Below are 25,766 nucleotides of genomic sequence, written 5' to 3'. Positions count from 1 at the left end.
GACGGGCGCGACAGCGGAGGCCGCGCGCAGAGGTCAGCCGCGGTGTCGCGATTCGACGGCGTTGCGCAGGGTGTCGATCAGGCTCTGGATACGGGCGTGCTGCATTTTCATGGAGGCCTTGTTGACCACCAGGCGCGAGCTGATCGTGGCGATCAGTTCCTGGGGTTCAAGACCGTTGGCGCGCAGGGTGTTGCCGGTGTCGACCACGTCGATGATCTTGTCGGCGAGATTGATCAGCGGCGCCAGCTCCATGGAGCCATACAGCTTGATGATGTCGACCTGGCGGCCCTGCTCGGCGTAGTAGCGCTTGGCTACGTTGACGAACTTGGTGGCCACGCGCAGGCGACCCTTGGGCTCGGCCGCGCCGGTTACGCCAGCGGTCATCAGCTTGCATTGGGCGATCTGCAGGTCCAGGGGCTCGTACAGGCCCTGGCCGCCGTATTCCATCAGCACGTCCTTGCCGGCCACACCAAGGTCGGCGGCGCCATGCTCGACATAGGTCGGCACGTCGGTGGCACGCACGATGAGCAGGCGGACATCATCCTGGGTGGTCGGGATGATCAGCTTGCGGCTCTTGTCCGGATTCTCGGTCGGCACGATACCGGCTTCGGCCAGCAGTGGCAGGGTATCGTCGAGAATACGGCCTTTGGATAGCGCGATGGTCAACATTGGAACGTCGGTCCTTAAGCGTCTACTGCCGGCCGGGCCCGTGAGCCCGACCGCATACGATTCGGCTGGCGCGTCCCTGCGCCGTGATGACTGCTAGCCCGGTACGCGACGGATCTTCGCGCCCAGCATCTGCAGTTTTTCCTCGATGCACTCGTAGCCACGGTCGATGTGGTAGATGCGGTCGATCAGGGTGTCGCCTTCGGCGACCAGCGCCGACAGCACCAGGCTGGCGGAAGCGCGCAGGTCGGTGGCCATTACCGGAGCACCTTTGAGCGCCTTGACGCCAGTGACGATGGCGGTGTTGCCCTCGACCTGGATCTGCGCGCCCATGCGGTGCATCTCGTAGACGTGCATGAAGCGGTTTTCGAAGATGGTCTCGATCACCGCGCCAGTGCCTTCGGCAATGGCGTTGAGCGAGATGAACTGCGCCTGCATGTCGGTCGGGAACGCCGGGTACGGGGCGGTACGCAGGTTCACGGCCTTCGGACGCTTGCCGTGCATGTCCAGCTCGATCCAGTCGTCACCGGTGGTGATGTCGGCGCCGGCTTCCTTGAGTTTCTCGAGGACGGCTTCGAGGATGGTCGGATCGGTGTCCTTGACCTTGACGCGGCCACCGGTCACGGCAGCGGCGACCAGGTAGGTGCCGGTCTCGATGCGGTCAGGCATGACGCGATAGGTGGTCGGCTGCAGACGCTCGACGCCATCGATGGTGATGGTGTCGGTGCCGGCGCCCTGGATCTTCGCGCCCATGGCGATCAGGAAGTTGGCCAGGTCGACCACCTCCGGCTCACGGGCGGCGTTCTGCAGCACGCTGCGGCCCTTGGCCAGGGCGGCGGCCATCATGATGTTCTCGGTGCCGGTCACGCTGACGGTGTCGAAGAAGAAGTGCGCGCCGCGCAGGCCGCCCTCGGGCGCCTTGGCCTTGATGTAGCCGCCTTCGACGTCGATTTTCGCACCCATGGCCTCCAGGCCGCGGATGTGCAGGTCGACCGGACGCGAACCGATGGCGCAACCGCCCGGCAGGGCGACTTCGGCCTCACCGAAGCGGGCCACCATCGGGCCAAGCACCAGGATCGAGGCGCGCATGGTCTTGACCAGCTCGTAGGGAGCGACCAGGGTCTTGATGGTGCGCGGATCGATTTCCACCGAGAGCTTCTCGTCGATCACAGGCTCGATGCCCATGCGGCCGAACAGCTCGATCATGGTGGTGATGTCGTGCAGGTGCGGCAGGTTGCCGACCGTGACCGGACCATCGCACAGCAGGGTGGCCGAGAGAATCGGCAGCGCCGAGTTCTTCGCGCCGGAAATGCGGATCTCGCCGTCGAGGCGCGCGCCGCCAGTAATAATCAGTTTGTCCATACGTATCTCGCCGCCAAGTTGGCTCAGGTGCGCTCAGCCCAGGCTGCGCTGCTGAAGAATTTCATGGTTACCGCGTGAATGCTGCCGTTGGCGATCCACGGATTGAGGTGAGCATAGATCGCCTGCTGACGCTTGACCGGGCTCTGGCCGGCCAGCTCGTCGCTGATCACGTTCAACTGGAAGTTGCAGCCTTCGCCTTCAACTTCGACCCGGGTTCCCGGCAATTTCTCTTCCAGAAAGCTTTTGACTTCTACGGCCTGCATGCTCAACCTCGATCGGCGCCCAACGCGCGCGGGTCGGCCATCATACAAAAAAGCCCCTCGCCTGCGAAGCCCATGAGAGGGCGCGCTGACCGAGGGGCCTTTCCCGAACGGCAGGGCATCAGCCTGCCAGGACTTCATCAAGGTCATAGACCCCGGCGATTTCCCGCATATCTTCGGGAATACCGCGCAGTTCCCAGGTCTTGCCGGCCGCCTGGGCATCGCGCATGAAGCCCAGCAACAACGACAGGCCGACACTGCTCGACTTCACCACCGCGGAGCAATCGAGCACCAGGCGCGGTTCGCGGCACGCCTCGACCAGCGCCTTGCCCTGCGTTCTCAGGGCCGGGCCGCTGCGGTAGTCCAGCACGCCGGCCAGGGCGAGAACGCCCGGCTCGGCCATGCTCACGGCGGCGTCGCTCATTTGACTTCCTTATCCGGCGAGCTGTCCGCCGTTTCCTTGGCCTTGGCCACTTCGCCGGCCCAGCCGTCGATGGTCTTGTCCAGGTTGTTGCCGTTGCGCTGCATGGCGTCCTGGAACTGGTCGCGGAACAGCTTGCCGATGTTGATGCCGTTGACGATGACGTTGCGCACCTTCCACTCGCCATCGAGCTTCTGCATGGTGTACTGCACCGGATAGACCGCGCCGTTGGTGCCGGTGATCTTCATGCCGACACTGGTGCGGTCGCCATCTTCGGCCTTGGCCGGGTCTACGGTGATGCCCTGGTTGTTGTACTCCAGCAGGGCGTTGCCGTAGAACTGCATCAGGCTGCGCTTGAAGTTCTCCTGGAAGCGCTGCATCTGCTCAGGCGTCGCCTTGCGCGAGTACTTGACGGTCATGATGCTCTTGGAAATGCCGTCGGCATCAACCACCGGGCCGAGGTTGCTGTTGAGCGCGTTGTAGAACGCCTCGGGGTTGGCCTTGTACTGCTCCTTGTTGGCCTTCAGGTCGCTGAGCAGCTGCGTGGTGGTGCCCTGGATCACATCACGGGCGGATTGCCCCGGCGCCGCCAGGGCCAGCAAGGGGAAGGCCGCCAGCAGAACCAGCAGGCCACGTCGCAGGATCGAAATCATGGAAACTCCTTAATTAGCCGGTTGTGCTTCTTTCGGTTCCTTGCCCACCGTGTTGAGCAGGAACTTGCCGATCAGGTCTTCCAGCACCAGCGCCGACTGGGTGTCGTGGATGGTGCTGCCATCCTTGAGTACCGCTTCCTCGCCGCCCACGCTGATACCAATGTACTTCTCGCCCAGCAGGCCGGCGGTCAGGATCGAGGCAGTGGAGTCGGTCGGCAGGTTGTCGACATGCTTGTCCAGCTGCAGCGTGACCCGACCGGTGTAGGAATCGCGGTCCAGATCGATGGCCGTGACCTTGCCGATGGTCACACCGGCCATGGTCACTTTAGCTCTGACCGTCAAACCGGCGATATTGTCGAAGTACGCATAAACTTTGTACGTGTCGCTGCTCGGGCTGGCCGACAGCCCGCTGACACGCAGGGCCAGCAGCAGCAGCGCCAGGATCCCGGCCAGGAGGAACAGGCCGACACCGATTTCCAGGGTGCGGTTTTGCATCAGAAATCTCCAAACATCAAGGCGGTCAGAATAAAGTCCAGACCCAGGACTGCCAACGAGGCATAGACCACGGTCTTGGTGGTGGCACGGCTGATCCCTTCTGAAGTGGGCTCACAGTCGTACCCCTGGAATACGGCGATCCAGGTGACGACGAAGGCGAACACCAGGCTCTTGATCAGCCCGTTGATCACGTCGTCGCTGAACGAAACGCTGTTCTGCATGTTGGCCCAGAACGAACCTTCATAGACACCCAGCCAGTCCACGGCGACCCACGAACCGCCCCAGATGCCGACCACGCTGAAGATCAGCGCCAGCAGCGGCAGCGAGATGAAACCGGCCCACAGCCTAGGGGCGACGATGTACTTGAGCGGGTCGACGCCGATCATCTCCAGGCTCGACAACTGCTCGGTGGACTTCATGTTGCCGATCTCGGCGGTCAGCGCGGAGCCCGCGCGGCCGGCGAACAGCAAGCCGGTGACCACCGGCCCCAGCTCGCGCAGCAGGGTCAGGGCAACCATCTGCCCCACGGCCTGCTCCGAGCCGTACCTGGCGAGGATGCTGTAGCCCTGCAGGGCCAGCACCATGCCGATGAACACGCCGGACACGACGATGATCGCCAGCGACAGCACGCCCACCGAATACAGTTGCCGGATCAGCAGCTGGAAGCCACCGATGCCGCTGCGCCCGCCCAGCGAATGGCCGAGGAACAGGCACGAGCGTCCCAGCACGGCCAGCACATCGATGGCCGAACGGCCGAACAGACGGATACGTTCGAGTAAGGATTTTCTGCGCATCAACGCGTCCCCAGCAGATCGGCGCGGTAGTCAGGCGCAGGGAAGTGGAAGGGTACCGGGCCGTCCGGGTCGCCTTTCATGAACTGGCGGATGCGCGGATTATCCGAGCCCATCAGTTCGTCCGGCGTGCCCTGCCCCAGCACCTGGCCGTCGCCGACCACATAGATGTAGTCGGCGATGCTCGCGGTTTCCGCGAGATCGTGGGAAACCACGATGCTGGTGATGCCCAGGGCATCGTTGAGCAGGCGGATCAGGCGCACCAGCACGCCCATGGCGATCGGGTCCTGGCCGACGAACGGTTCGTCGTACATGAGTATCTGCGGATCGAGGGCGATCGCCCGGGCCAATGCCACGCGGCGCTTCATGCCGCCAGACAGCTCGTCGGGCATCAGGTCGATGGCGCCGCGCAGGCCCACGGCCTGCAGCTTCATCAGCACGATGTCACGGATCATCTCGTCCGACAGCTGCGTATGCACCCGCAGCGGGAAGGCCACGTTCTCGAACACATCCAGGTCGGTGAACAGCGCGCCGCTCTGGAACAGCACGCCCATCTGCTTGCGCGCATCGAACAGGTCGCTGCGCGACAGCGCGGGCAGGTTCTGCCCGTTGACCCAGACCTCGCCACCAGACGGGCGCAACTGCGCGCCCATCAGGCGCAGCAAGGTGGTCTTGCCGCACCCCGAAGGCCCCATGATGCCGGTGACCTTGCCGCGGGGAATGCGTATGTCCACATTGCTGAAAATGCTGCGCGAACCGCGCTTGAAGGTGACGCCCTTCAACTCGACCGCGTAGGCGCTATCCACACTCATCTAGACTCCTTGCTAGTGCAGCCTCGTCATGTGGACGCCTGCCCTCATCTTGAAGGCACACAGGTCCCTGGCGGGCCGAATAGCGGCGAACTATAGCACCGCTGATAGGCCCGCCCCAAGGGCGTCCCCCCACTCGTTCAGGGCACAGACAGGCTGGCGCGGCATCCATATGACATTCGAAGGATGAGCCTTTCACACATTGCGGCTATAATCGCCGCCTTTTCATCAGGCATTGCGTTTCGACATGACCCAATCCAGCGAGCTGATCCAATCCGCCCAGCGCACCCTGCGCCTCGAACTCGAGGCCGTGGAGGCCCTGCTGGCCCGCATCGACGGTGACTTCGTCAAGGCCTGCGAACTGATCCTGGCCAGCAAGGGACGGGTCGTGGTGGTGGGCATGGGCAAGTCGGGACACATCGGCAACAAGATCGCCGCCACCTTGGCCAGCACCGGCACCCCGGCGTTCTTCGTGCACCCGGCCGAGGCCAGCCACGGCGACATGGGCATGATCACCCGGGACGATGTCATTCTTGCCCTGTCCAACTCCGGCAGCACCGCCGAGATCGTCACCCTGCTGCCGCTGATCAAGCGCCTGGGCATCCAGATGATCAGCCTGACCGGCAATCCGGGCTCGCCCCTGGCCCAGGCCGCCGAGGTCAACCTCGACGCCAGCGTCGCCCAGGAAGCCTGCCCGCTCAACCTGGCGCCGACCTCCTCCACCACTGCCGCGCTGGCGCTGGGCGATGCCCTGGCTATCGCCCTGCTCGAGGCCCGCGGCTTCACCGCCGAGGATTTCGCCTTCTCCCACCCCGGTGGCGCGCTGGGTCGTCGCCTGCTGCTGAAGGTCGAGAACGTCATGCATGCCGGCGAGGAACTGCCCCAGGTCAAACGCGGCACCCTGCTCAAGGACGCGCTGCTTGAAATGTCTCGCAAAGGTCTGGGCATGACCGTGGTCCTGGGTGACGACGGCAAGCTCGCCGGCGTGTTCACCGACGGTGACCTGCGCCGCAGCCTGGACCGCAACATCGACGTGCACAAGACCCTCATCGACGAGGTCATGACCGTCCACGGCAAGACCGCCCGCGCCGAGATGCTCGCCGCCGAGGCACTGAAGATCATGGAAGACCACAAGATCAGCGCGCTGGTGGTCGTCGATCAGGACGACCGCCCGACCGGCGCCCTGAACATGCACGACCTGCTGCGCGCCGGAGTGATGTAAATGAACCAGGACCTGATGCAACGCGCCAAGGCCATCAAGCTGGCGGTGTTTGACGTCGATGGCGTGCTCACCGACGGCCGCCTGTACTTCCTCGAGGACGGCAGCGAGTTCAAGACCTTCAACACCCTCGATGGCCACGGCATCAAGATGCTCATGGCCGCGGGCGTGACCACCGCGATCATCAGCGGGCGCAAGACCCCGGTGGTCGAGCGCCGGGCGAAGAACCTCGGCATCCCGCACCTGTTCCAGGGCCGCGAGGACAAACTGGTGGTGCTGGACGGCCTGCTCGCCGAACTCAATCTAAGCTATGAACAAGTCGCCTACCTCGGCGACGACCTGCCCGACCTGCCGGTGATCCGCCGCGTCGGCCTGGGCATGGCGGTGCACAACGCCGCGGCATTCGTTCGCCAGCACGCCCACGGCGTCACCCAGGCTCGCGGCGGCGAAGGCGCCGCCCGCGAGTTCTGCGAACTGATCATGCAGGCCCAGGGCACCCTGGACGCTGCCAACGCCCATTACCTGTAAGGCTGCCCATGCTCAGCAAGAAGATCAGAAATGTCGCGCTGCTAGGCGGGATCGCCGCCGTGCTGGTTGCGGTAGGCTATTGGAACATCAGCCCGGAGAGCTTCCTCGACCAGCCGCAGGCCCAGGTCGACCAGAGCGCCATCGACTACTACGCGATCAACGCCCACAGCGTGCAGTTCCTGCCCGACGGCAAGCTGCAGTACGAGATGACCGCCGCCAAGGTCGAGCACCTGAAGGCCAGCGAGGTCACCCTGGTGACCACGCCCGACCTGCACATGTACCGCGGCACCGAGTATCCGTGGCACGTGCAGAGCAAGCGCGCCGAGGTCAACCCGGACGGCACCGAGGTCGAGCTGATCGACGATGTGCGCGTGGCGCGCACCGACGAGAAGCAACGTGAAACCATCATCACCAGCACACGCATGACCGTGTTCCCGCAGAAGCAATATGCGCAGACCGAGCAAGCCGTTAGAATCGACGGCGCCGGTGGCACGACTACGGGCAAAGGAATGAAAGCGTATTTGAAAGAAGGCAGGATGGACCTGCTCTCTAACGTAAGAGGACAGTATGAGGCTCGTTAAAACCATCCCCCTTCTGCTCAGCCTGGGCGTAGCACTGGGAAGCGCGAGCGCCTTCGCCCTGCCGAACGACCGTGACCAGCCGATCCGCATCCAGGCGGACAACGCCCACCTGGACGACAAGCAGGGCGTTGCCACCTATACCGGCGACGTGATCATCACCCAGGGTTCGATGATGATCAAAGGCAACACCGTGACCATGACCCGCGCCGCCTCCGGCGACATCGACGTGGTCACCTCGGTGGGCAACCTGGCCTACTTCGAGCAGCAGCAGAGCGCCGCCAAGCCCGACAAGATGAAAGGCTGGGCCGTGACCATCCAGTACCAGGCGCAGAAAGACATGGTGATCCTCACCGATCGTGCCAAGGTCGAGAACGAAGGCAACACCACCGAAGGCGAGAAGATCGTCTACAACACCAAGACCCAGGTGGCTACCGCCGGTCGCGGTGGCAACGTGACTGCACCACGTCAGCGCATCGACATGGTCATTCAACCGAAGAAAAAGGCCGAGTAAATGGCAACCCTCAAAGCCCAGCACCTGGCCAAGAGCTACAAGGGCAGGCAGGTCGTTCGCGACGTCAGCCTGTCCATCGACAGCGGCCAGATCGTCGGCCTGCTCGGCCCCAACGGCGCCGGCAAGACCACCTGCTTCTACATGATCGTCGGCCTGGTCCAGGCCGACCAGGGTCGCGTGCTGATCGACAGCCTCGACGTCAGCCACCAGCCCATGCACGGGCGCGCCCAGGCCGGCATCGGCTACCTGCCGCAGGAAGCCTCGATCTTCCGCAAGCTGTCGGTGGCCGACAACATCATGGCCATCCTCGAGACCCGCAAGGACCTCGACCGCGACGGCCGGCGCAAGGAACTGGAAAGCCTGCTGCAGGAGTTCCACATCAGCCACATCCGCGACAACCTCGGCATGAGCCTCTCCGGCGGCGAACGCCGCCGCGTCGAGATCGCCCGCGCCCTGGCCACCGCGCCCAAGTTCATCCTGCTGGACGAACCCTTTGCCGGTGTCGACCCGATCTCCGTCGGCGACATCAAGCAGATCATCCACCACCTCAAGAACAAGGGCATCGGCGTACTGATCACCGACCACAACGTTCGCGAGACCCTGGATATCTGCGAGACCGCCTACATCGTCAACGATGGCCAGCTGATCGCCGAAGGCGACGCCGAGACCATCCTGGCCAACCAGCTGGTCAAGGAAGTGTACCTGGGGCACGAGTTCCGACTCTGACCCGGCCTGCCCGGAGCACTGGCGCAAGCGCCTGTTCGAGGCTTAAGTTGTTACAGTGCTCTAGGCAAACGCTGCAATTTCAGGCATACAACTTGCTTAAAATCGGCGCCCAGGCGCCCTCCGTGTAGTGGATGGCGCATGCGCGCCGGCAACAAGGTATCAAGCCCCAGCCATGAAACCATCGCTCGTCCTAAAAATGGGCCAGCAACTGACGATGACCCCGCAGTTGCAACAGGCCATCCGTCTGCTTCAGCTCTCCACCCTGGACCTCCAGCAGGAAATCCAGGAAGCGCTGGAGTCCAATCCGATGCTCGAACGTCAGGAAGACGGCGAGGACTTCGACAACAGCGACCCGATGGCGGACAACGCCGAGAACAAGCCGGCCGCCGAAGTCCAGGACAACAGTTTCCAGGAAACCAGTACCAGCAGCACCGCGGAAAACCTCGAAGACGGCGAATGGGCCGAGCGCATCCCCAACGAACTGCCGGTCGACACCGCCTGGGAAGACATCTACCAGACCAGCGCCAGCAGCCTGCCGAGCAACGATGACGACGAGTGGGACTTCACCACCCGCACCTCGGTCGGCGAGAGCCTGCAGAGCCACCTGCTGTGGCAGCTCAACCTGGCGCCGATGTCCGATACCGACCGCCTGATCGCCGTCACCCTGATCGACAGCATCAACGGCCAGGGCTACCTGGAAGACACCCTCGAGGAGATCTGCGCAGGCTTCGATCCGGAGCTCGACATCGAGCTGGACGAGGTCGAGGCGGTGCTGCACCGCATCCAACAGTTCGAACCCGCCGGCATCGGCGCCCGCTCCCTCGGTGAATGCCTGCTGTTGCAACTGCGTCAGCTGCCGGCGTCGACGCCGTGGATGAGCGAGGCCCAGCGCCTGGTCACCGACTTCATCGATCTGCTCGGCAGCCGCGACTACAGCCAGCTGATGCGCCGCATGAAGCTCAAGGAAGACGAGCTGCGCCAGGTCATCGAACTGGTGCAGACCCTCAACCCGCGCCCCGGCTCGCAGATCGAGTCCAGCGAGCCCGAGTACGTCGTGCCCGACGTCATCGTGCGCAAGGACAGCGAGCGCTGGCTGGTCGAGCTCAACCAGGAAGCGGTACCGCGCCTGCGGGTCAACCCGCAGTACGCCGGCTTCGTCCGCCGCGCCGACACCAGCGCCGACAACACCTTCATGCGCAACCAGCTGCAGGAAGCGCGCTGGTTCATCAAGAGCCTGCAGAGCCGCAACGAAACGCTGATGAAGGTGGCGACGCAGATCGTCGAGCACCAGCGCGGCTTCCTCGACCATGGCGACGAGGCCATGAAGCCGCTGGTACTGCACGATATCGCCGAGGCGGTGGGCATGCACGAGTCGACCATCTCGCGGGTGACCACGCAGAAATACATGCACACCCCACGCGGCATCTACGAACTGAAATACTTTTTCTCCAGCCACGTGAGCACCGCTGAAGGCGGCGAATGCTCGTCCACGGCGATCCGCGCGATCATCAAGAAACTGGTGGCGGCGGAAAATCAGAAAAAGCCATTGAGTGACAGCAAGATCGCTGGTTTACTGGAGGCACAAGGCATCCAGGTAGCCCGTCGCACCGTCGCCAAGTACCGCGAATCGTTGGGCATCGCCCCGTCGAGCGAGCGCAAGCGACTGATGTAGCCCCGGGATGTGCCACAGCGTTTCAGTGGCAGGTGCAATACCTGCCTCTTTATGCACGGGCAACAAAGGAGAAGCTGTATGCAAGTCAACATCAGTGGACAGCATGTAGAAGTCACCCAACCACTGCGCGATTACGTGCTCGAGAAGCTCGCTCGCGTGGAGGGTCATTTCGACAAGATCACCAATGCGACGGTGATCATGAAGGTCGAGAAGCTGCAGCAGAAGGTGGAAGCCACACTCCAGATTCCCGGTGGCGAAGTCGTCGCCAACGCCGAACATCAAGACATGTACGCGGCGATCGACGCCCTGGCCGACAAACTCGATCGCCAACTGAAAAAACACAAGGAAAAACAGCAAAGCCTGCTGCAAGGCGCAGCCGCCCGCTGATCCCCCTCATCCATGATCCGACTTGAAACCATTCTGACCCCCGGCCGTTCCCTCGTGAACGTGCCGGGCGGCAGCAAGAAGCGCGCCCTGGAAAAGGTCGCCACCCTGATCGCCGAGCAAGTACCCGAGCTGGAGATGCAAGACGTCTTCGACAAGCTCATCGCTCGGGAAAAACTGGGCTCCACCGGTTTTGGCAATGGCATCGCCATTCCCCACTGCCGGCTTGTGGGCTGCACCGCGCCAGTGAGCGCCCTGCTGCACCTGGATGCCCCCATCGATTACGATGCCATCGATGGCGCCCCGGTCGACCTGCTGTTCGTCCTGCTGGTCCCGGAAGCCGCCACCGATGCCCACCTTGAACTGCTGCGCCAGATCGCCAGCATGCTCGATCGCAAGGAGGTCCGCGATCGCCTGCGTGCCGCCGACAGCAGCGAGACCCTTTACCAGGTCGTCCTGGACGTACAGAACGAGCACTGAACATGCGCCTGATCATCGTCAGCGGCCGCTCCGGCTCCGGTAAGAGTACCGCCCTCGACGTGCTGGAAGACAACGGCTACTACTGCATCGACAACCTGCCCGCCGGGTTGTTGCCGCAGCTGGCTGAAAATGCGCTGATCAACACCGAGCTGCTGCAACCGAAGGTGGCGGTGTCCATCGATGCGCGCAACCTGCCCAGCCACCTGTCGCGCTTCCCCGAACTGCTGGAAGAAGCACGCTCACGGCATATCCAGTGCGACGTGCTGTACCTGGACGCCGACGAAGACACCCTGCTCAAGCGCTTCTCGGAAACCCGCCGCCGCCACCCGCTGACCAACGACAGTCGCTCGCTGGCCGAGGCGATCCGCGTGGAAAGCGAGCTGCTCGGGCCGATTGCCGACCTCGCCGACCTGAAGATCGACACCACCAGCCTGAACCTCTACCAGCTACGCGATTCGATCAAGCTGCGCCTGCTCAACCAGCCCGAGCCAGGCACCGCGTTCCTGGTCGAGTCGTTCGGCTTCAAGCGCGGCATGCCGGTGGACGCCGATGTGGTGTTCGACGTGCGCTGCCTGCCCAATCCTTACTGGAAGCCGGAACTTCGCGAGCATTCTGGCCTCGAACAGCCCGTAATCGACTACCTGGCCGCCCAGCCGGACGTCGAGGAAATGTTCCAGGACATCTCCGGCTACCTGCTCAAATGGCTGCCGCGCTTCGCCGCCAGCAACCGCGCCTATGTCACCATCGCCATCGGCTGTACCGGCGGCCACCACCGCTCGGTGTACATCACCGAACGGCTTGGCCAACTGCTCCAGCAATCCCTGAAAAACGTCCAGGTCCGCCACCGCGACCTCTAGCCCACAGGATCCGCCCCACGATGCCCGCCCGCGAAATCACCATCATCAACAAGCTGGGCCTGCATGCGCGGGCGGCCGCCAAGTTCGTCGGCGTGGCCGGTCGCTTCCCCTGCCAGGTGCGGGTCGGCCGCGCGCCGGACAAGCTGGTGGACGGCAAGAGCATCATGGCGGTGATGATGCTCGCCGCAGGCAAGGGCACGCCAGTGCACCTGCACACCGAGGGCGAGCAGGACGCTGAAGCCATGGATGCGCTGGTCGAGCTGATCAACAACTTCTTCGACGAAGGCGAGTAACGCTTTCTCCTCCTGCAACATCCTCTTCCAATTGTCCGGATGCAGCTTTACCAGATTGAATTTATACCTATATAGGTATAAATTCAGCAGGTGATTTCATGGAATCGGACAGGCAACCCAAGCCACTTTACTGGGTCGCAAGCAGCAAAAAGGATCTGCTGTGCCTCCCCGAGGACGTCCAGCAAACCGTCGGCTTTGCTCTGCACCTGGCTCAGACGGGAAGCAGGCACCTACAGGCTAAAGTCCTCAGAGGGTTTTCAGGCGCTGGCGTGCTTGAGGTCGTGGAGGACCATGACGGCAACACCTATCGCGCGGTCTATACCGTACGCCTTGGCACTGCGGTGTATGTCTTGCATTGCTTCCAGAAGAAGTCCAAAGCGGGCATCAGGACGCCCGAAACAGACATCGCCCTGGTGCGCAAGCGATTGAAGCTTGCACAGGCCCACTCAGAAGGAATCCAGACATGAGCGAAATCGAACAGGGCAGCGGCAATGTCTACGCAGACCTCAACTACCCGGATGCAGACGAGATGCTGGTCAAGGCACGCCTGGCGAGCAAGATCTGCAGCATCATCAAGGCCCGTCATCTGACCCAGATGCAAGCCGCGCAAATCCTTGGCCTGCCTCAGCCAAAAGTCTCGGAAATGATTCGCGGAAAATTCCGTGGCATCAGCGAAAGCAAGATGATCGACTGCCTGGCACGCCTTGGCCGAGACGTGCAGATCGTGGTCAAGGCCGCACCGCGCTCACGGCCTCAAGGGCGGGTGGAAGTCATCTTCGCCTGAGCAACGCCCAACGAGAAGCTGACTCCATCCGCTACTCCTCTCACGACAGCGCCGTGTCCATCACCATCATCAGGCAGAACCCGACACACAGCCCCAGGCTCGCCAGGCGGTGATGCCCGTTGCTGCGCGATTCGGGAATGATCTCCTGGGTCACCACCAGCAGCATCGCCCCCGCCGCACAGGCCAGGCCCAGCGGCAACAGCAGTTCGGCGATGTTCACCAGCCAGGCGCAGATCACCGCGGCCAGCGGCTCGACCAGTCCGGATGCCGCGCCGATCAGGAACGCCTTGAACCGCGGCATGCCGGCCCCGGCCAGCACCAGCGCGATCACCAGGCCCTCCGGTACATCCTGCAGCGCGATGCCCATGGCCAGGCTGTCGGCATCGGGCATGCCGCCACCGGCGGACACGCCGATGGCCATGCCTTCGGGGATGTTGTGGGCAATGATGGCGATGACGAACAACCAGATCCGCGCCGCGATCACTGGCTGATGATCACTGCCGACCAGGGCCTCCGGCGAGGCGCCGGAGACCTTGAGATCGACCAGGAACAGGCACAGCGCGCCGAACAGCAGGCCGCTGCTGATCAGGCCGCCGGCGCCCCATGGGCTGAAACCGATGGATTGGGCCGCATCCAGCCCGGGCATGATCAGCGAGAACGCGGTGGCCGCCAGCATCACGCCGGCGCCGAAGCCGAGCAAGGTGTCGGCCACGGCCACCGGCATGTTGCGAATCACCAGCACCGGTACCGCGCCCAAGGCCGTCCCCAGTGCGCACAACGCGCCGCCCTCAAGGGCACGCAACATGCGCGGCTCCAGGTCCAGCCAGGCGATGCCGCGTGCCACCAGCAACGCGGTGCCAACCAGCAACAGCATGGTCCCAAGCGCCAGGCGGAACAGGCGCACACTGCTGACAGACATCACCTCGGCACGCATACCGGTCAGGCTCACTTCAGGGCTTCAAGGTAGCGACGTTCCACTTCGGCCCAGTCGACCACGTTGTAGAAGGCGCCAATGTATTCCGGACGACGGTTCTGGTACTTCAGGTAGTAGGCGTGCTCCCACACGTCCAGGCCGAGGATCGGCGTGTTGCCGTGCATCAGCGGGCTGTCCTGGTTGCCGCTGCTCTCAACTACCAGCGTGTTCTGCGGGGTCACGCTCAACCAGGCCCAGCCGCTGCCGAAACGGGTCAGCGCGGCCTTGGTGAAGGCCTCCTTGAACGCCTCGAAGCCGCCGAGCTGCGCATCGATGGCCTTGGCCACCTGCCCTGCCGGCTGGCCGCCGCCCTTGGGCGACATGACGGTCCAGAACAGGGTGTGGTTGGCATGCCCACCGCCCTGGTTGATCACCGCGCCCTGCAGCTTCTCGGGCAGTTGCTTGACCGCGCCCACCAGCTGCTCCACCGGCCACTCGGCCCACTCGGTGCCCTCGATGGCGGCGTTGAGGTTGTTGATGTAGGTCTGGTGATGCTTGCTGTGGTGAATCTCCATGGTCTGGGTGTCGATGTGCGGTTCCAGCGCATCGTAGGCATAGGGCAACGCAGGCAAGGTATGCGGCATGTCAGTGGATTCCGTAGGCAGGTGTGCGATCAGTGATATCCGTATGTGCGACCAGCTCGCTGGCCACCGGGGCCTGCCGGTTGAGCAGGCGCTCGGTACGCGGGTATTGGCCGTATTCGGCGATGAAGCTCAGCAACTCGGTGTAGGTGCGCCCGCTGTGGCGCAACGCAGCGTCGCGCAGGGCCTGGGGCAGGCGCTGATCCTGGCTGGCCTGGAGCAGCCGCTGGTGCGCCGCGCACAGGTAGTCGGCGCTTTCCTGCGGCTGGTTCAGGCGCAGGTGCAGGTCGGCCAGGTTGTGATGGGCGATGACCAGTGCGGCCACCGCCTCGTCGACGTCATGCCAGCGCTCGAACAGCACCTGGGCCAGGGCCAGGGCTTGCAGGTAGTGTTCCCGGGCATCGACCAGCTCGCCCTGCTCGAACAGGCGGTTGGCGTCTTGCGTGGTGCGTTTCCAGTGCTGCATGACGTGTCTCCTGGGCGGCCCGGGCTCAGATGCCGCCGGCGGTGAGTTTTTCCGGATCCAGCAGCGCCTCGAGCTGGTCACGCGACAGGTCGGTGTGCTCCAGCGCCACGTCGATGATCGGGCGACCCTGCTTGTAGGCGGTCTTGGCGATCTCGGCGGCCTTGAGGTAGCCGATGATCGGGTTCAACGCGGTGACCAGGATCGGGTTGCGCGACAGCGCCTCCTTGAGCTTGGTTTCGTTGACCTTGAAGCTGGCGATGGCCTTGTCGGCCAGCAGGCGGCTGACGTTGGCCATCAGCTCGATGCTTTCCAGCAGGTTGCGGGCGATCACCGGCAGCATCACGTTGAGCTCGAAGTTGCCCGACTGCCCGGCCACGGCGATGGTGGCGTCGTTGCCTATCACCTGGGCGGCGACCATGGCGGTGGCTTCCGGGATCACCGGGTTGACCTTGCCCGGCATGATCGATGAGCCCGGCTGCAAGCCCTGCAGCTCGATTTCACCGAGGCCGGCGAGCGGGCCGGAGTTCATCCAGCGCAGGTCGTTGGCGATCTTCATCAGCGCCACGGCGGCGGTCTTGAGCTGGCCGGACAGGGCCACGGCGGTGTCTTGGGAGCCGATCAGGGCGAACAGGTTCTCGCCGGGGGTGAACTTGACCTGGGTCAGGCCACTCAGCTGGCGGGCAAAGCCTGCGGCAAACTGCGGGTGGGCGTTGATGCCGGTACCCACGGCGGTACCGCCCTGGGCCAGGGCCTGCAGGCTCGGCAGGGTGGCTTCGATATGCGCCTGGGCGCCCTTGACCTGCGCTGCCCAGCCGCCGAGCACCTGGCTCATGCGCACCGGCATGGCATCCATCAGGTGGGTGCGGCCGGTCTTCACATGCTTGTGCACTTCGAGCGCCTTGGCCTCGATTACCTGGGTGAGGTGACGCAGGGCCGGCAGCAACTGCTCGTGCAGGGCCAGGGCGGCGCTGACGTGGATGGTGGTCGGGATAATGTCGTTGCTGCTCTGGCCACAGTTGACGTGGTCGTTGGCATTGACCGGCTCGCCCAGCACGCGGCTGGCCAGGGTGGCGATGACTTCGTTGGCGTTCATGTTCGAGCTGGTGCCGGAACCGGTCTGGAACACATCCACCGGGAAGTGCTGGATGAAATCCCCGGCCAGCAGTTGCTCCACCGCCTTGACGATGGCCTCGCCCTGCCCCGCGCTCAGCTGGGACAGCTCGACGTTGGCCTTGGCCGCCGCCGCCTTGGCCAGCAGCAGGGCACGGATGAACTGGGCCGGCATCGGCTTGCCGCTGACCGGGAAGTTGTCGACCGCGCGCTGGGTCTGGGCACCGTACAGGGCCTGGGCCGGCACCTGCAGTTCGCCCATGCTGTCACGCTCGATACGGGTATCACTCATCTTCAAGTCCTTGCATCAGTTCTTCGGGAGAAATCGACGGCAGCAGCACGCTGTTGGCGAGCTGCATCGCGTAGGGCTGCCAGCGCTGGTTCTGTTCGCAGCGGTCGAGGTTGCGCAGGTCGAGCAGGGGCCGCCAGGCCTGGTCCAGGCACAGGCAGCGCCAATGCCACGGCAGCATGCGATCGTTGGCGGTATCCAGCAGCAGGCGGAAGGCGGTCAGCGCCACGGTCCAGGGCGAGGTTTCGGTGCAGCACACCAGGTAGCGGCCTTCGGCCAGGTAATGCTCGATCAGGCGCGGCTCGTCGGGTTCGAGCGCGCAGCGGATGCGCCGGCTGAGCCAGCGCCAGTTTTCCAGGTAGGGCAGTTCGTGGAGGACGGGTTTCATGAACATCATCGCCGGGTTACTGGATAATGATATTCATTATTATGTGATAAATAGAATCAGTTCAAGCTGGACGATGGGCAAAAGAAACCCGGCGCGATGGCCGGGTCCTTTACAAGACATGAGCAGGGCAGCGTGGGAGCGAGCTTGCCTCGCGATTGCAGGTAAGATTATCGCGGGGCAAGCCCGCTCCCACCCTCCCCAGCCAATAGAGCGCCGATCAGCTGCCCGCCACCGTCATCCGCTCGATCAGCACCGAGCCACTGTGGATATTGCTGCGGGTCTCGATATCGCTGCCGATCGCCACGATCTGCTGGAACATGTCCTTCATATTGCCGGCGATGGTCACTTCCTGGACCGGGAACTGGATCTCGCCGTTTTCGACCCAGAAGCCCGCCGCGCCACGGGAATAGTCACCGGTCACCATGTTCAGGCCATGCCCCATCAGCTCGGTCACCAGCAGGCCGCGGCCCATGCGACGAATCAGTGCCGCCTGGTCTTCCACGCCGTGGGTGACGAACAGGTTGTGCACGCCCCCGGCGTTGGCGGTGCTCGGCAGGCTCAGCTTGCGCCCGGAATAGGTGCCGAGGATGTAGGACACCAGCTCGCCCTTGTCGACGAACGGCTTGGCGTAGGTGGCCAGGCCATCGCCGTCGAACGCCGCGCTGCCCAGCGCACGCGGGATGTGCGGCCGCTCGTCGAGGGTCAGCCAGGTGGGGAACAGGCGCTGGCCGATGGTGCCTTCGAGGAACGACGACTTGCGGTACAGGTTGCCGCCGGAAATCGCCGACAGGAAGCTGCCGAACAGGCCGCCGGCAAGCTCCGCCGAGAACAGCACCGGCACCTCGCAGGTCGGCACCGGACGCGCGCCCAGGCGGCTGGCGGCGCGTTGTGCGGCGCGCTGGCCGATGCTGCGCGGGTCGGCCAGCAGGTTGCCCTGGCGATTGACGTCGTACCAGTAGTCGCGCTGCATCTGTCCTTCGGCTTCGGCGATCATCACGCAGCTCAGGCTGTGCCGGGTGGACGCGTAGCCGCCGATGAAGCCGTGGCTGTTGCCGTAGACCCGCACGCCCTGGTGGGTATTGAGGGTGGTGCCGTCGGCGTTGAGGATGCGCTTGTCGGCATCGAACGCCGCCGCCTCGCAGGCCAGCGCCATCTCGATGGCCTTCTCCGGCTCGATGTCCCAGTCGTGGTACAGGTCCAGGTCAGGGATCTCGCGGGCCATCAAGGCGGCATCGGCCAGCCCCGAACACTCGTCCTCGGAGGTGTGCTTGGCGATTGCCAGGGCCGCCGCGACGGTCTCGCGGATCGCCTCAGGGCCGCTGGCCGAGGTGCTGGCCGAACCCTTGCGCTGGCCAACGTAGAGGGTGATGCCGAAGCCCTGGTCGCGGTTGAACTCGACCGTCTCGACTTCGCGCTGGCGCACCGTGGTGGACAGGCCCTGCTCCAGCGACACCGCCACTTCGCAGGCGCTGGCGCCCTGGCGGCGCGCCTCGGCAACGATCGCCTCGACCTGTTCCTGCAACGCCGGCAGGTCCTTGGGGCCTACGCTCTGGACTGCACTCATGGTTCTCTCCACTGAAAATTCTGCGTACGGCTTGGGTCATTCTACGACCGGGCCGGACAAGCGGCCCCCGACTGGTTATCATGGCGGCGATTTCCTGCGGACTGCCCCCATGGTTGATTCTTACGACGACGCCTTCGACGGCGAAAAAAGCAAAACCCAGATCAAGCGCGAGCTGCATGCGCTGGTCGAGCTCGGTGAGCGCCTCACCACCCTCAAGGCCGATACCCTGGCCCGCCTGCCGTTGACCGACGAGCTGCGCAAGGCGCTGGAAGAGGCCAGCAAGCACACCGCCCACGGCGCCCGCAAACGCCACATGTCGTTCGTCGGCAAGCTGATGCGCGTGCAGGACCTGGACGCCATCCATGCCGTGCTCGAGCAGGTCGACAGCTCGACCCGCCAGTACAACGAGCGCTTCCACGGCCTCGAGCGCTGGCGCGACCGCCTGATCGACGGCAACGACGAGGACCTCGAACGCTTCGTCAACGAGTTCCCCGACACCGATCGCCAGCACCTGCGCTCGCTGATCCGTCATGCCCAGCACGAGAAGGCGCGAAACAAGCCGCCTGCGGCTGCGCGTAAAGTGTTCAAGTACATCCGCGACCTCGACGAGGTCCAGCGCGGCCTGCGTTAAACCCGACATCCTGGGGCTGCTACGCAGCCCATCGCGGCACAAGGCCGCTCCCACAGGGAACGCGCACACCTGTAGGAGCGGCCTTGCGCCGTGAAAGGACCGCAAAGCGGTCCCTGCCGGCCTCACGCCCCTGTACCACCGACAGTGATCGCGTCCAACTTCAGGGTCGGCTGGCCAACCCCTACCGGCACCGACTGCCCATCCTTGCCACACGTACCCACGCCGCTGTCCAGCGCCAGGTCGTTGCCGACCATCGACACTCCCCGCATCGCCTCCGGACCATTGCCGATCAAGGTCGCGCCCTTCACCGGCGCGGTGATCTTGCCGTCCTCGATCAGGTAGGCCTCGCTGGTGGAGAACACGAACTTGCCGCTGGTGATGTCCACCTGGCCACCGCCGAGGTTGGCGCAGTAGATGCCCTTCTTCACCGAGCGGATGATTTCCTCGGGGTCGCTGTCGCCGGCACGCATGTAGGTGTTGGTCATGCGCGGCATCGGCAGGTGGGCGTAGGATTCACGCCGGCCGTTGCCGGTCACCGCCATGCCCATCAGGCGGGCGTTGAGCTTGTCCTGCATATAGCCCTTGAGGATGCCGTTCTCGATCAGCGTGGTGCATTCGGTTGGCGTGCCTTCATCATCGATGCTGAGCGAGCCGCGACGGCCCTCCAGGGTGCCGTCGTCGACGATGGTGCACAGTTTAGAGGCCACTTGCTCGCCGATACGGCCACTGAACGCCGAACTGCCCTTGCGGTTGAAGTCGCCTTCCAGGCCGTGACCGACCGCCTCGTGCAGCAGCACGCCGGACCAGCCCGGGCCAAGCACCACCGGCAGCGTGCCGGCCGGCGCCGGAATGGCCTCGAGGTTGACCAGCGCCTGGCGCAGCGCCTCGCGGGCATAGCCCATCACCCGCTCCTCGGTGAAGTAGCGGTAGTCGGTACGCCCGCCACCACCCTGCCCGCCGCGCTCGCGGCGGCCGTTCTGTTCGACGATCACGCTGACGTTGAAACGCACCAGCGGACGTACATCGGCGGCCAGGCTGCCATCGGCGGCGGCGACCAGGATCCGCTCCCAGACCCCGGCCATGCTCACACTGACCTGCTGGATGCGCGGGTCGAGGGCGCGGGTGGCGGCATCGACGCGCTTGAGCAGGTCGACCTTCTCGGCGCGGCTCAGCACATCCAGTGGATTGTCAGACGCGTACAGCGCAGTCACATCCTGGCTGCGGAACGCCTGCACCTTGCCATCCTGCCCGGCCCGGGAGATCGAGCGGGCGGCGCGGGCCGCCGAGGTCAGGGCTTCGAGGTTGATCGCGTTGCTGTAGGCGAAGCCGGTCTTCTCGCCGGACTGGGCACGCACGCCCACGCCCTGGTCGAGGTTGAAGCTGCCCTCTTTGACGATGCCGTCCTCCAGCGCCCAGGTTTCCGAGATCTGGCCCTGGAAATACAGGTCGGCGGCATCGATGCCGGGGCCGGCCAGCTCGCCCAGCACCGTCTGCAGGCTGTCGAGGGTCAGGCCGCCCGGGGCCAGGAGCTGCTCGCTGACGGTGGATAAAATCTCGCTCATAGTCACTCCGAGGTGTGCGCAGGCCGCAAGGCGTCCTGCGAGAAAAAGCGCCGGTGCGTGACCACCGGCATGCGCGCCCGGATGGACGCCTGTTCTTCACTGTCGCGCGTGGCGAGCAATACCGCTTCGCCCCGCGCCTGTTGCACGACGATCCGCCCCCAGGGGTCGACGATCGCCGCCTGGCCGTGGGTTTCCCGCGGCCCCGGATGCAGGCCGCCCTGGGCGGCCGCCAATACATAGCACTGGGTCTCGATGGCCCGTGCGCGAATCAGTACTTCCCAATGCGCCGCGCCGGTCACCGCGGTAAACGCCGCCGGTGCGCTGATCAGTTCGGCCCCGGCGGCGCGCAAGGCGCTGTACAGCTCGGGGAAGCGCAGGTCGTAACACACCGACAGGCCCAGCCGGCCAACGGGCGTGTCGGCCACCACCACCTGGCTGCCGTGGGCGTAGTCGTCCGACTCGCGGTAGCGGCCACGATTGTCGGCCACGTCCACATCGAACAGGTGCAGCTTGTCGTAGCGGGCGGCGATCTCGCCGTGCTCATCGACCAGCAACGAGCAGGCGTGGGCCTTGGCATGCGGCTGGCCAACCGGCGGCAGCGGCAAGGTACCGGCGACTATCCATAACCTGAGGTCGCGGGCGGTGCGTTTCAACCATGGCAGGATCGGCCCCTCACCCAGCGCCTCGGCCCGACCGATGGCCGCGGCATCGCGCCGGCCCATGGCGGCAAAGTTCTCCGGCAGCACCGCCAGGCGCGCGCCACCGGCGGCGGCCTGCTCGAGCAGTGCCGTGGCACGTTGCAGGTTGGCCAGCACATCGTCCTGGCTGACCATCTGGATCACAGCTGACGTCATGACCACCCCGGGTTATTTGTCGAAAGGTTTCACAAAGGTGATTTTAGGCTCTTTGACCGGACCTTCGACGCGATAGTGCACACTGGCGAAACGCGCCACCCGGTCCCCGATCAGCCGATCGACCAGGAACAACGCGCCGCCGATCGCCGGCGCGCCGACGATCAGCGCGGCCAGCGGCAGGTTGTTGGTCACCGGCAGCGTCACCAGCAGCTTGGCATCGACCCGGTCACGGACGAAGTCCATGGTGCCGTCGAGCTCGAAGTTGCTCGACGGCCCGGTGACGGTGATCGGCTCACGGGTCACGTAGACCCCTTCGCTGGCCACCAGCAGCCCCTTGACCCGGTCATAGGCCAGGCCCTTGCTGAACAGGTCGGAGAAGTCCAGGCGCAGGCGCCGGCCGATGGAGTTGAAGTTGAGCAGCCCGAACACCCGCAAGGCCTGGGCGCTGCCCTCGACCTCGACGAACTGGCCGCTGCGCAAGGCCGCGTCGAGGCTGCCGGAATAACGGTTGAGGCTGACCCAGGCCGGCGAGCCCGGCCAGCGGCCGTCCACATCCATGCGGAAGTCGCGACTGGTGACCGTGGGCGCAAAGCCCCAGGCCTTGAGCACATCACCCAGGTTCTTGCCATCCAGCCGGCCCTTGTACCAGCTCGAACTGCTGCCCGGCTCGCCTTCCCAGCCACCGCTACCATCAATGTGCAGGCCCTTGAGGTCCAGGTCGACATCGCTCATGGCCATGCCTTTGGCGGTCTGGCGCAGCTTCAGGTTGACACTGCCGAACAGGTCGTCGCCGCGGTACAGCTTGTCGATGGTCAGGTCCAGCGGCGGCACCTTGCGCGGGTCGACCCCGGCCAATGGATCCGGCGCGTTCTCGTCCTGGGCTTCATTCGGGTCGGCCGGCGGCAGGCGCAGGCTCTGCAGGCGGACGTTCATGGGCGTGGCCTTGGCATCGGGAATACGCGCGTTGCCGATGACTTCCCTGCTGTCCAGGCGCAGGTCCCAGGCCGGGCCGCCGCGCATCAGGCGGATCACCGCCTGGTTGAGGTCCATGCCGAAGGCCTTGAGCTGGCCGATGCTCAGGTCCACGCTCTGCAGGTTCTGCCGGGCGCTGCCGCCCGGATCCTTGCCGGCCAGGCGCTCCATCTGTTGCTGCCAGGGGGCCAGGTCCAGGGTCTCAAGCCGGCCACGCACACGCAGGCCCTGGCCGCTGGGGAGGCTGGCTTCGCCCGTGCCCAGCAGCAGCTCGCCACGCCCCTGAGCCAGCTTGTCGGCGGGCGCGGCGTAGGCGAAGCGGGCAAGGTCGGCGTAGCTGGCATCGATGCGCCGCTCGGGGCCTTGCAGGGTCAGGCCGAAGCGACTGTCGCGTATTTCCCCGGCGGCCTTGCCAAACGGCGCTGGCAAGTCGATGGCCAGCCCCTTGAGCGAGGAACTGACGCTCAAACGGTTGTCGCGGCTGCCAAGCGTCACCTGTAGTTGATAGGGCAGCTCGCCAGAGACGGGCAGCGGTTGCTGGTACTGCAACCAGTCGGTCAGGGCCTTGAGGCCGACCTGGCCATTGGCGTTGATGCGGGTCTGGATTTGCCCACCCTGCCCTTCGGCGGTGATCTGCGCGGTCACCGGCTTGCCGAAGGCGTGCAGGCTGATGTCCTTGCCACTCAGGCCCTTGTCGAAATCGAAGCTGAAGTCGCCTTTGAGCTGGGTCAGTTCCAGGCTCGGCGGCGCCACTTTCAGGGTCGCGTCGTGGGTCGCGAAGTCCACCAGCACCTTGGGCCGCTGCCCGCGGACCAGGGGGATATCCAGCTTGACCTTGCCCTTGAGCGGCCCTTCACCTTCCCAGCCGGCGAAGATCTCGCCCGTGCCGATCGGCGCTTCCTTGAGGATCTTCAGGCCATCGCCGAGGCTGCCGTCGAAGTCGCCATCGAGGAACAGGTGGCTGTGCTGGTCGCCCTCGACATGGGGAATGTTGACGCTGACATCGCTGACCTGGGTGTCCAGCAACAGCCCTTTGCGGGCCTGGATGCGCACGCCGGTGTCCTCGATGTAGACATTGCCGTCGACCTGCTGCACCTGCGGCCAGCCCGGCTGGAAATCCAGCGCGGCGTCGTGGACCTTGAAGAACAGGCTGATATCTCGGGCATGGGGCGGCGCGTTGTGATGCAGCGAGCCCTGGTACTGGAAGTAACCCTCGTCGACATTGCCCTTGACGATGGCGCTGCGCAGCCATTCGTCCAGGGCCGGGCTGAGCACCTCGGGCAGGTACTTGGCGGTGTAGCGACCGTCGCCCTCGGTGAGGCCGACGCGCAGGTCCATGTAGTCTTCATGGCCCGGTTGCAAGTGGATGCGAATCAGGAAATCCGCAGCGATCTTGCCCTCGTCGCCCAGCACCTTGATGTAGGGAGCGACCAGGGTGAAGGCTTCCTTGTCCAGGGTCCAGGTCAGCCGTGCGTTGGCTTTCGGGTAATGCCAGGGTTTGCCGAAGATCGGATACAGATGCAGCATGAAGGCCTGGGTATCCAGGCGCAGTTCTCCGTGCCCGAGGTCACCGCTGATGGCGCCGCTGACGTTGCCGGCGGCCGGCGCGCCGTGATAGGCGTCGAAACCGACTTTCTCCAGGTTGGCGGCGAACTGCAGGCGCTGGTCGCCCTCGGCCTTGGGACGGATGTCCAGGCGCACGTTGCGCAGGGCACCGGTCACCTTGAGCGCGTCGACCACCGTCATCAGCTTGTCCGGCAACGGCGCCAGGGCGTCGATCACCGGGGTCAGCGGGGTCAGGCCGAGGCGGTCCGCCTGCACCTGCCAGCTTTCCTCGGCCGGGCTCTGACCAGGGCGCTGCGCCAGTTGCAGGTGCGACTCCCAACGGGTCTTGCCCAGGCTCATGGCCAGGGAGTCGACGACGACGTCAAAGCCCTGGTCCTGGCGCTGGAACCAGGCCGACAGGGCCAGGTTGTCCAAGGTGATGGCCTTGCGCCCGGTGTAGGCACCCTTGAGCTGCGGGGCGTTGAGACGAACCATCGCCTGCTGCAACTGCCCCTTGCTCCAGTCGATCCAGAACTCGCCACCGGCACGCAGGGTGTCGGCCTGCCACTGGCCCAGCAGCTGCGGCGGCAGCCAGCGCGCCCAATCGCTTTGCGGCAGGCTCAGGTAGGCCTGCACGCGGCCGTCGCGCCAGGCCTTCGCGGTGGCGCGGCTGTTCAGGCTCAGGGCCAAGGGCTGGCCATCAGGCAGCGTGGCGCGCAGGTCGACGCTCTGGCGCGACGCCCCGGCCTGCAATCCCAGGCTGACATAGGTGAGGGTCAGGGGATCGCGTTGCCAGGGATGCAGGGTGACCTGGCTGTCGAACACATCGATCCGCCCCAGTTGGCGCAGGCGCTTGAGCGCATCGGCCGGATCGAGCGGCGCATCATCCTTCTGCGGCAGGCCTTCGAGGGTCCAGGCGCCCTGCTCGCTCTCGCGCAGGATCAGTTGCAGCCCGCTGAGCTGGATGCGCGCCAGGCGCACTTCGCGAGCCTTGAGGCTGGCCCACAGGTCGGGCACCAGCTTGACGTCGTCCAGGCGCAAGGCTGCCTTGCCTTCGCCAAGCTGCAAGTCGCGCACGCGCAACACCGGCGCCAGTCCACTCCAGCGCCCTTCCAGGGCACCGACGTGCACGGGCATGCCCAAGGCCTGTTCAGCCTTGAGCTCGGCGTCGGCGCGGTATTCGGCGACCAGCGGTACCAGTTGCCGACCGAGGCTGACATACAGCGCCACCAGCACCGCCAGCAGGGCGCAGATTCCCAGCCCCCAGCGGGTCAAGGCGCCCAGAACGCGGGTCAGACGTTCCATGGCCATGGCCCTCCAAGTCGTCCCTTAACTATGG

Annotated in this window: 30 protein-coding genes; 13 read left to right on the top strand and 17 right to left on the bottom strand. The window is 64.9% G+C overall.

The window, feature by feature from the left end; genetic code table 11:
* Window positions 1–33: 33 nt before the first annotated feature.
* The 8 genes from hisG to HU751_RS20205 all read right to left on the bottom strand — a co-directional run bounded on the left by hisG (window position 34) and on the right by HU751_RS20205 (window position 5,460).
* On the bottom strand, window positions 34–669 hold the full coding sequence (hisG, locus tag HU751_RS20240) for an ATP phosphoribosyltransferase (protein WP_186735116.1): 636 nt from the start codon (window positions 667–669) through the stop codon (window positions 34–36).
* Window positions 670–762: 93 nt separating this feature from the next.
* Complete coding sequence (gene murA / locus HU751_RS20235) at window positions 763–2,028, bottom strand: UDP-N-acetylglucosamine 1-carboxyvinyltransferase (protein WP_186735118.1); 1,266 nt, start codon at window positions 2,026–2,028, stop codon at window positions 763–765.
* A gap of 23 nt (window positions 2,029–2,051) precedes the next feature.
* A complete protein-coding gene (locus tag HU751_RS20230; protein ID WP_028689666.1) occupies window positions 2,052–2,291 on the bottom strand; it encodes a BolA family protein in 240 nt (79 codons plus the stop codon).
* Window positions 2,292–2,409: 118 nt separating this feature from the next.
* Window positions 2,410–2,712: an STAS domain-containing protein gene (locus HU751_RS20225; protein ID WP_186735120.1), complete on the bottom strand. Its 303-nt coding sequence runs from the start codon at window positions 2,710–2,712 to the stop codon at window positions 2,410–2,412.
* Window positions 2,709–3,362, bottom strand: a complete 654-nt coding sequence (locus HU751_RS20220) for an MlaC/ttg2D family ABC transporter substrate-binding protein (RefSeq protein ID WP_186735122.1) — start codon at window positions 3,360–3,362, stop codon at window positions 2,709–2,711. Before HU751_RS20220 ends, HU751_RS20225 begins: the two co-directional genes overlap by 4 nt.
* Window positions 3,363–3,371: 9 nt before the next feature.
* Entirely contained in the window at window positions 3,372–3,857 is a 486-nt protein-coding gene (gene mlaD / locus HU751_RS20215) for an outer membrane lipid asymmetry maintenance protein MlaD (RefSeq protein ID WP_186735124.1), read from the bottom strand.
* Complete coding sequence (mlaE, locus tag HU751_RS20210) at window positions 3,857–4,651, bottom strand: lipid asymmetry maintenance ABC transporter permease subunit MlaE (protein WP_186735126.1); 795 nt, start codon at window positions 4,649–4,651, stop codon at window positions 3,857–3,859. Before mlaE ends, mlaD begins: the two co-directional genes overlap by 1 nt.
* The gene (locus HU751_RS20205; protein ID WP_028689661.1) at window positions 4,651–5,460 is read right to left on the bottom strand and encodes an ATP-binding cassette domain-containing protein; all 810 of its coding nucleotides are present in this window, start codon (window positions 5,458–5,460) and stop codon (window positions 4,651–4,653) included. Before HU751_RS20205 ends, mlaE begins: the two co-directional genes overlap by 1 nt.
* Before the next feature lie 244 nt (window positions 5,461–5,704).
* On the opposite strand from HU751_RS20205, the gene HU751_RS20200 reads away from it, so the two are divergent.
* The 12 genes from HU751_RS20200 (at window position 5,705) to HU751_RS20145 (ending at window position 13,492) form a co-directional block, all read left to right on the top strand.
* Entirely contained in the window at window positions 5,705–6,679 is a 975-nt protein-coding gene (locus tag HU751_RS20200; protein ID WP_050704099.1) for a KpsF/GutQ family sugar-phosphate isomerase, read from the top strand.
* Window positions 6,680–7,204, top strand: a complete 525-nt coding sequence (locus tag HU751_RS20195; RefSeq protein WP_028689659.1) for a KdsC family phosphatase — start codon at window positions 6,680–6,682, stop codon at window positions 7,202–7,204.
* An 8-nt stretch (window positions 7,205–7,212) separates the two neighbouring features.
* Window positions 7,213–7,785, top strand: a complete 573-nt coding sequence (gene lptC, locus HU751_RS20190; protein ID WP_186735127.1) for an LPS export ABC transporter periplasmic protein LptC — start codon at window positions 7,213–7,215, stop codon at window positions 7,783–7,785.
* Window positions 7,772–8,296 carry a lipopolysaccharide transport periplasmic protein LptA gene (gene lptA, locus HU751_RS20185; RefSeq protein WP_011532418.1) on the top strand — a complete coding sequence of 175 codons (525 nt, stop codon included), beginning with the start codon at window positions 7,772–7,774 and terminating at the stop codon, window positions 8,294–8,296. The genes lptC and lptA overlap by 14 nt, the downstream gene beginning before the upstream one ends.
* Entirely contained in the window at window positions 8,297–9,022 is a 726-nt protein-coding gene (gene lptB, locus HU751_RS20180; RefSeq protein ID WP_011532417.1) for an LPS export ABC transporter ATP-binding protein, read from the top strand. It abuts the gene before it with no gap.
* Window positions 9,023–9,194: 172 nt separating this feature from the next.
* Entirely contained in the window at window positions 9,195–10,694 is a 1,500-nt protein-coding gene (locus HU751_RS20175) for an RNA polymerase factor sigma-54 (RefSeq protein ID WP_050704098.1), read from the top strand.
* Between the two features lie 78 nt (window positions 10,695–10,772).
* Window positions 10,773–11,081 (top strand): ribosome hibernation-promoting factor, HPF/YfiA family, encoded by a 309-nt coding sequence (gene hpf / locus HU751_RS20170; protein WP_011532415.1) that lies wholly within the window; start codon window positions 10,773–10,775, stop codon window positions 11,079–11,081.
* A 12-nt stretch (window positions 11,082–11,093) separates the two neighbouring features.
* Window positions 11,094–11,558 carry a PTS IIA-like nitrogen regulatory protein PtsN gene (gene ptsN, locus HU751_RS20165; RefSeq protein WP_050704097.1) on the top strand — a complete coding sequence of 155 codons (465 nt, stop codon included), beginning with the start codon at window positions 11,094–11,096 and terminating at the stop codon, window positions 11,556–11,558.
* A 2-nt stretch (window positions 11,559–11,560) separates the two neighbouring features.
* The gene (rapZ, locus tag HU751_RS20160) at window positions 11,561–12,415 is read left to right on the top strand and encodes an RNase adapter RapZ (RefSeq protein WP_050704096.1); all 855 of its coding nucleotides are present in this window, start codon (window positions 11,561–11,563) and stop codon (window positions 12,413–12,415) included.
* A gap of 20 nt (window positions 12,416–12,435) precedes the next feature.
* The gene (locus HU751_RS20155; RefSeq protein WP_050704095.1) at window positions 12,436–12,708 is read left to right on the top strand and encodes an HPr family phosphocarrier protein; all 273 of its coding nucleotides are present in this window, start codon (window positions 12,436–12,438) and stop codon (window positions 12,706–12,708) included.
* Window positions 12,709–12,806: 98 nt separating this feature from the next.
* On the top strand, window positions 12,807–13,175 hold the full coding sequence (locus HU751_RS20150) for a type II toxin-antitoxin system RelE/ParE family toxin (RefSeq protein WP_186735129.1): 369 nt from the start codon (window positions 12,807–12,809) through the stop codon (window positions 13,173–13,175).
* Window positions 13,172–13,492: a helix-turn-helix domain-containing protein gene (locus HU751_RS20145; RefSeq protein WP_050704093.1), complete on the top strand. Its 321-nt coding sequence runs from the start codon at window positions 13,172–13,174 to the stop codon at window positions 13,490–13,492. The genes HU751_RS20150 and HU751_RS20145 overlap by 4 nt, the downstream gene beginning before the upstream one ends.
* Window positions 13,493–13,532: 40 nt before the next feature.
* Here HU751_RS20145 and HU751_RS20140 read toward each other — a convergent pair whose 3' ends face one another.
* The 6 genes from HU751_RS20140 to pmbA all read right to left on the bottom strand — a co-directional run bounded on the left by HU751_RS20140 (window position 13,533) and on the right by pmbA (window position 18,863).
* Complete coding sequence (locus tag HU751_RS20140; RefSeq protein WP_186735149.1) at window positions 13,533–14,426, bottom strand: ZIP family metal transporter; 894 nt, start codon at window positions 14,424–14,426, stop codon at window positions 13,533–13,535.
* Between the two features lie 11 nt (window positions 14,427–14,437).
* Entirely contained in the window at window positions 14,438–15,049 is a 612-nt protein-coding gene (locus HU751_RS20135; RefSeq protein WP_186735130.1) for a superoxide dismutase, read from the bottom strand.
* A 1-nt stretch (window position 15,050) separates the two neighbouring features.
* The gene (locus HU751_RS20130; RefSeq protein ID WP_186735132.1) at window positions 15,051–15,512 is read right to left on the bottom strand and encodes a DUF2753 family protein; all 462 of its coding nucleotides are present in this window, start codon (window positions 15,510–15,512) and stop codon (window positions 15,051–15,053) included.
* A gap of 25 nt (window positions 15,513–15,537) precedes the next feature.
* Complete coding sequence (locus HU751_RS20125; RefSeq protein ID WP_186735135.1) at window positions 15,538–16,914, bottom strand: class II fumarate hydratase; 1,377 nt, start codon at window positions 16,912–16,914, stop codon at window positions 15,538–15,540.
* Window positions 16,907–17,308, bottom strand: coding sequence for a FagA protein (locus tag HU751_RS20120; protein WP_186735137.1), 402 nt, complete (start codon window positions 17,306–17,308; stop codon window positions 16,907–16,909). The genes HU751_RS20125 and HU751_RS20120 overlap by 8 nt, the downstream gene beginning before the upstream one ends.
* A 208-nt stretch (window positions 17,309–17,516) precedes the next feature.
* Window positions 17,517–18,863, bottom strand: coding sequence for a metalloprotease PmbA (pmbA, locus tag HU751_RS20115; RefSeq protein WP_186735139.1), 1,347 nt, complete (start codon window positions 18,861–18,863; stop codon window positions 17,517–17,519).
* A gap of 109 nt (window positions 18,864–18,972) precedes the next feature.
* Here pmbA and yjgA point away from each other — a divergent pair, with 109 nt between their 5' ends.
* Window positions 18,973–19,494: a ribosome biogenesis factor YjgA gene (yjgA, locus tag HU751_RS20110; RefSeq protein ID WP_028689647.1), complete on the top strand. Its 522-nt coding sequence runs from the start codon at window positions 18,973–18,975 to the stop codon at window positions 19,492–19,494.
* Window positions 19,495–19,616: 122 nt separating this feature from the next.
* On the opposite strand, the gene tldD is transcribed toward yjgA, so the two are convergent.
* From tldD to HU751_RS20095, 3 genes are read right to left on the bottom strand one after another with little or no spacing between them, the layout of a single operon-like run.
* A complete protein-coding gene (gene tldD / locus HU751_RS20105; protein WP_069015848.1) occupies window positions 19,617–21,056 on the bottom strand; it encodes a metalloprotease TldD in 1,440 nt (479 codons plus the stop codon).
* A gap of 2 nt (window positions 21,057–21,058) precedes the next feature.
* A complete protein-coding gene (locus HU751_RS20100; RefSeq protein WP_186735141.1) occupies window positions 21,059–21,910 on the bottom strand; it encodes a carbon-nitrogen hydrolase family protein in 852 nt (283 codons plus the stop codon).
* Window positions 21,911–21,922: 12 nt separating this feature from the next.
* The gene (locus tag HU751_RS20095) at window positions 21,923–25,738 is read right to left on the bottom strand and encodes a YhdP family protein (RefSeq protein WP_186735143.1); all 3,816 of its coding nucleotides are present in this window, start codon (window positions 25,736–25,738) and stop codon (window positions 21,923–21,925) included.
* Window positions 25,739–25,766: the final 28 nt, after the last annotated feature.

Origin of the sequence: Pseudomonas peradeniyensis, from assembly GCF_014268935.2 — a bacterium.
In the GTDB taxonomy this organism is placed as follows: Bacteria; Pseudomonadota; Gammaproteobacteria; order Pseudomonadales; family Pseudomonadaceae; genus Aquipseudomonas; species Aquipseudomonas peradeniyensis.
Note: the sequence above shows the minus strand (reverse complement) of the source record. Positions and strands in the feature narration are given on the sequence as shown.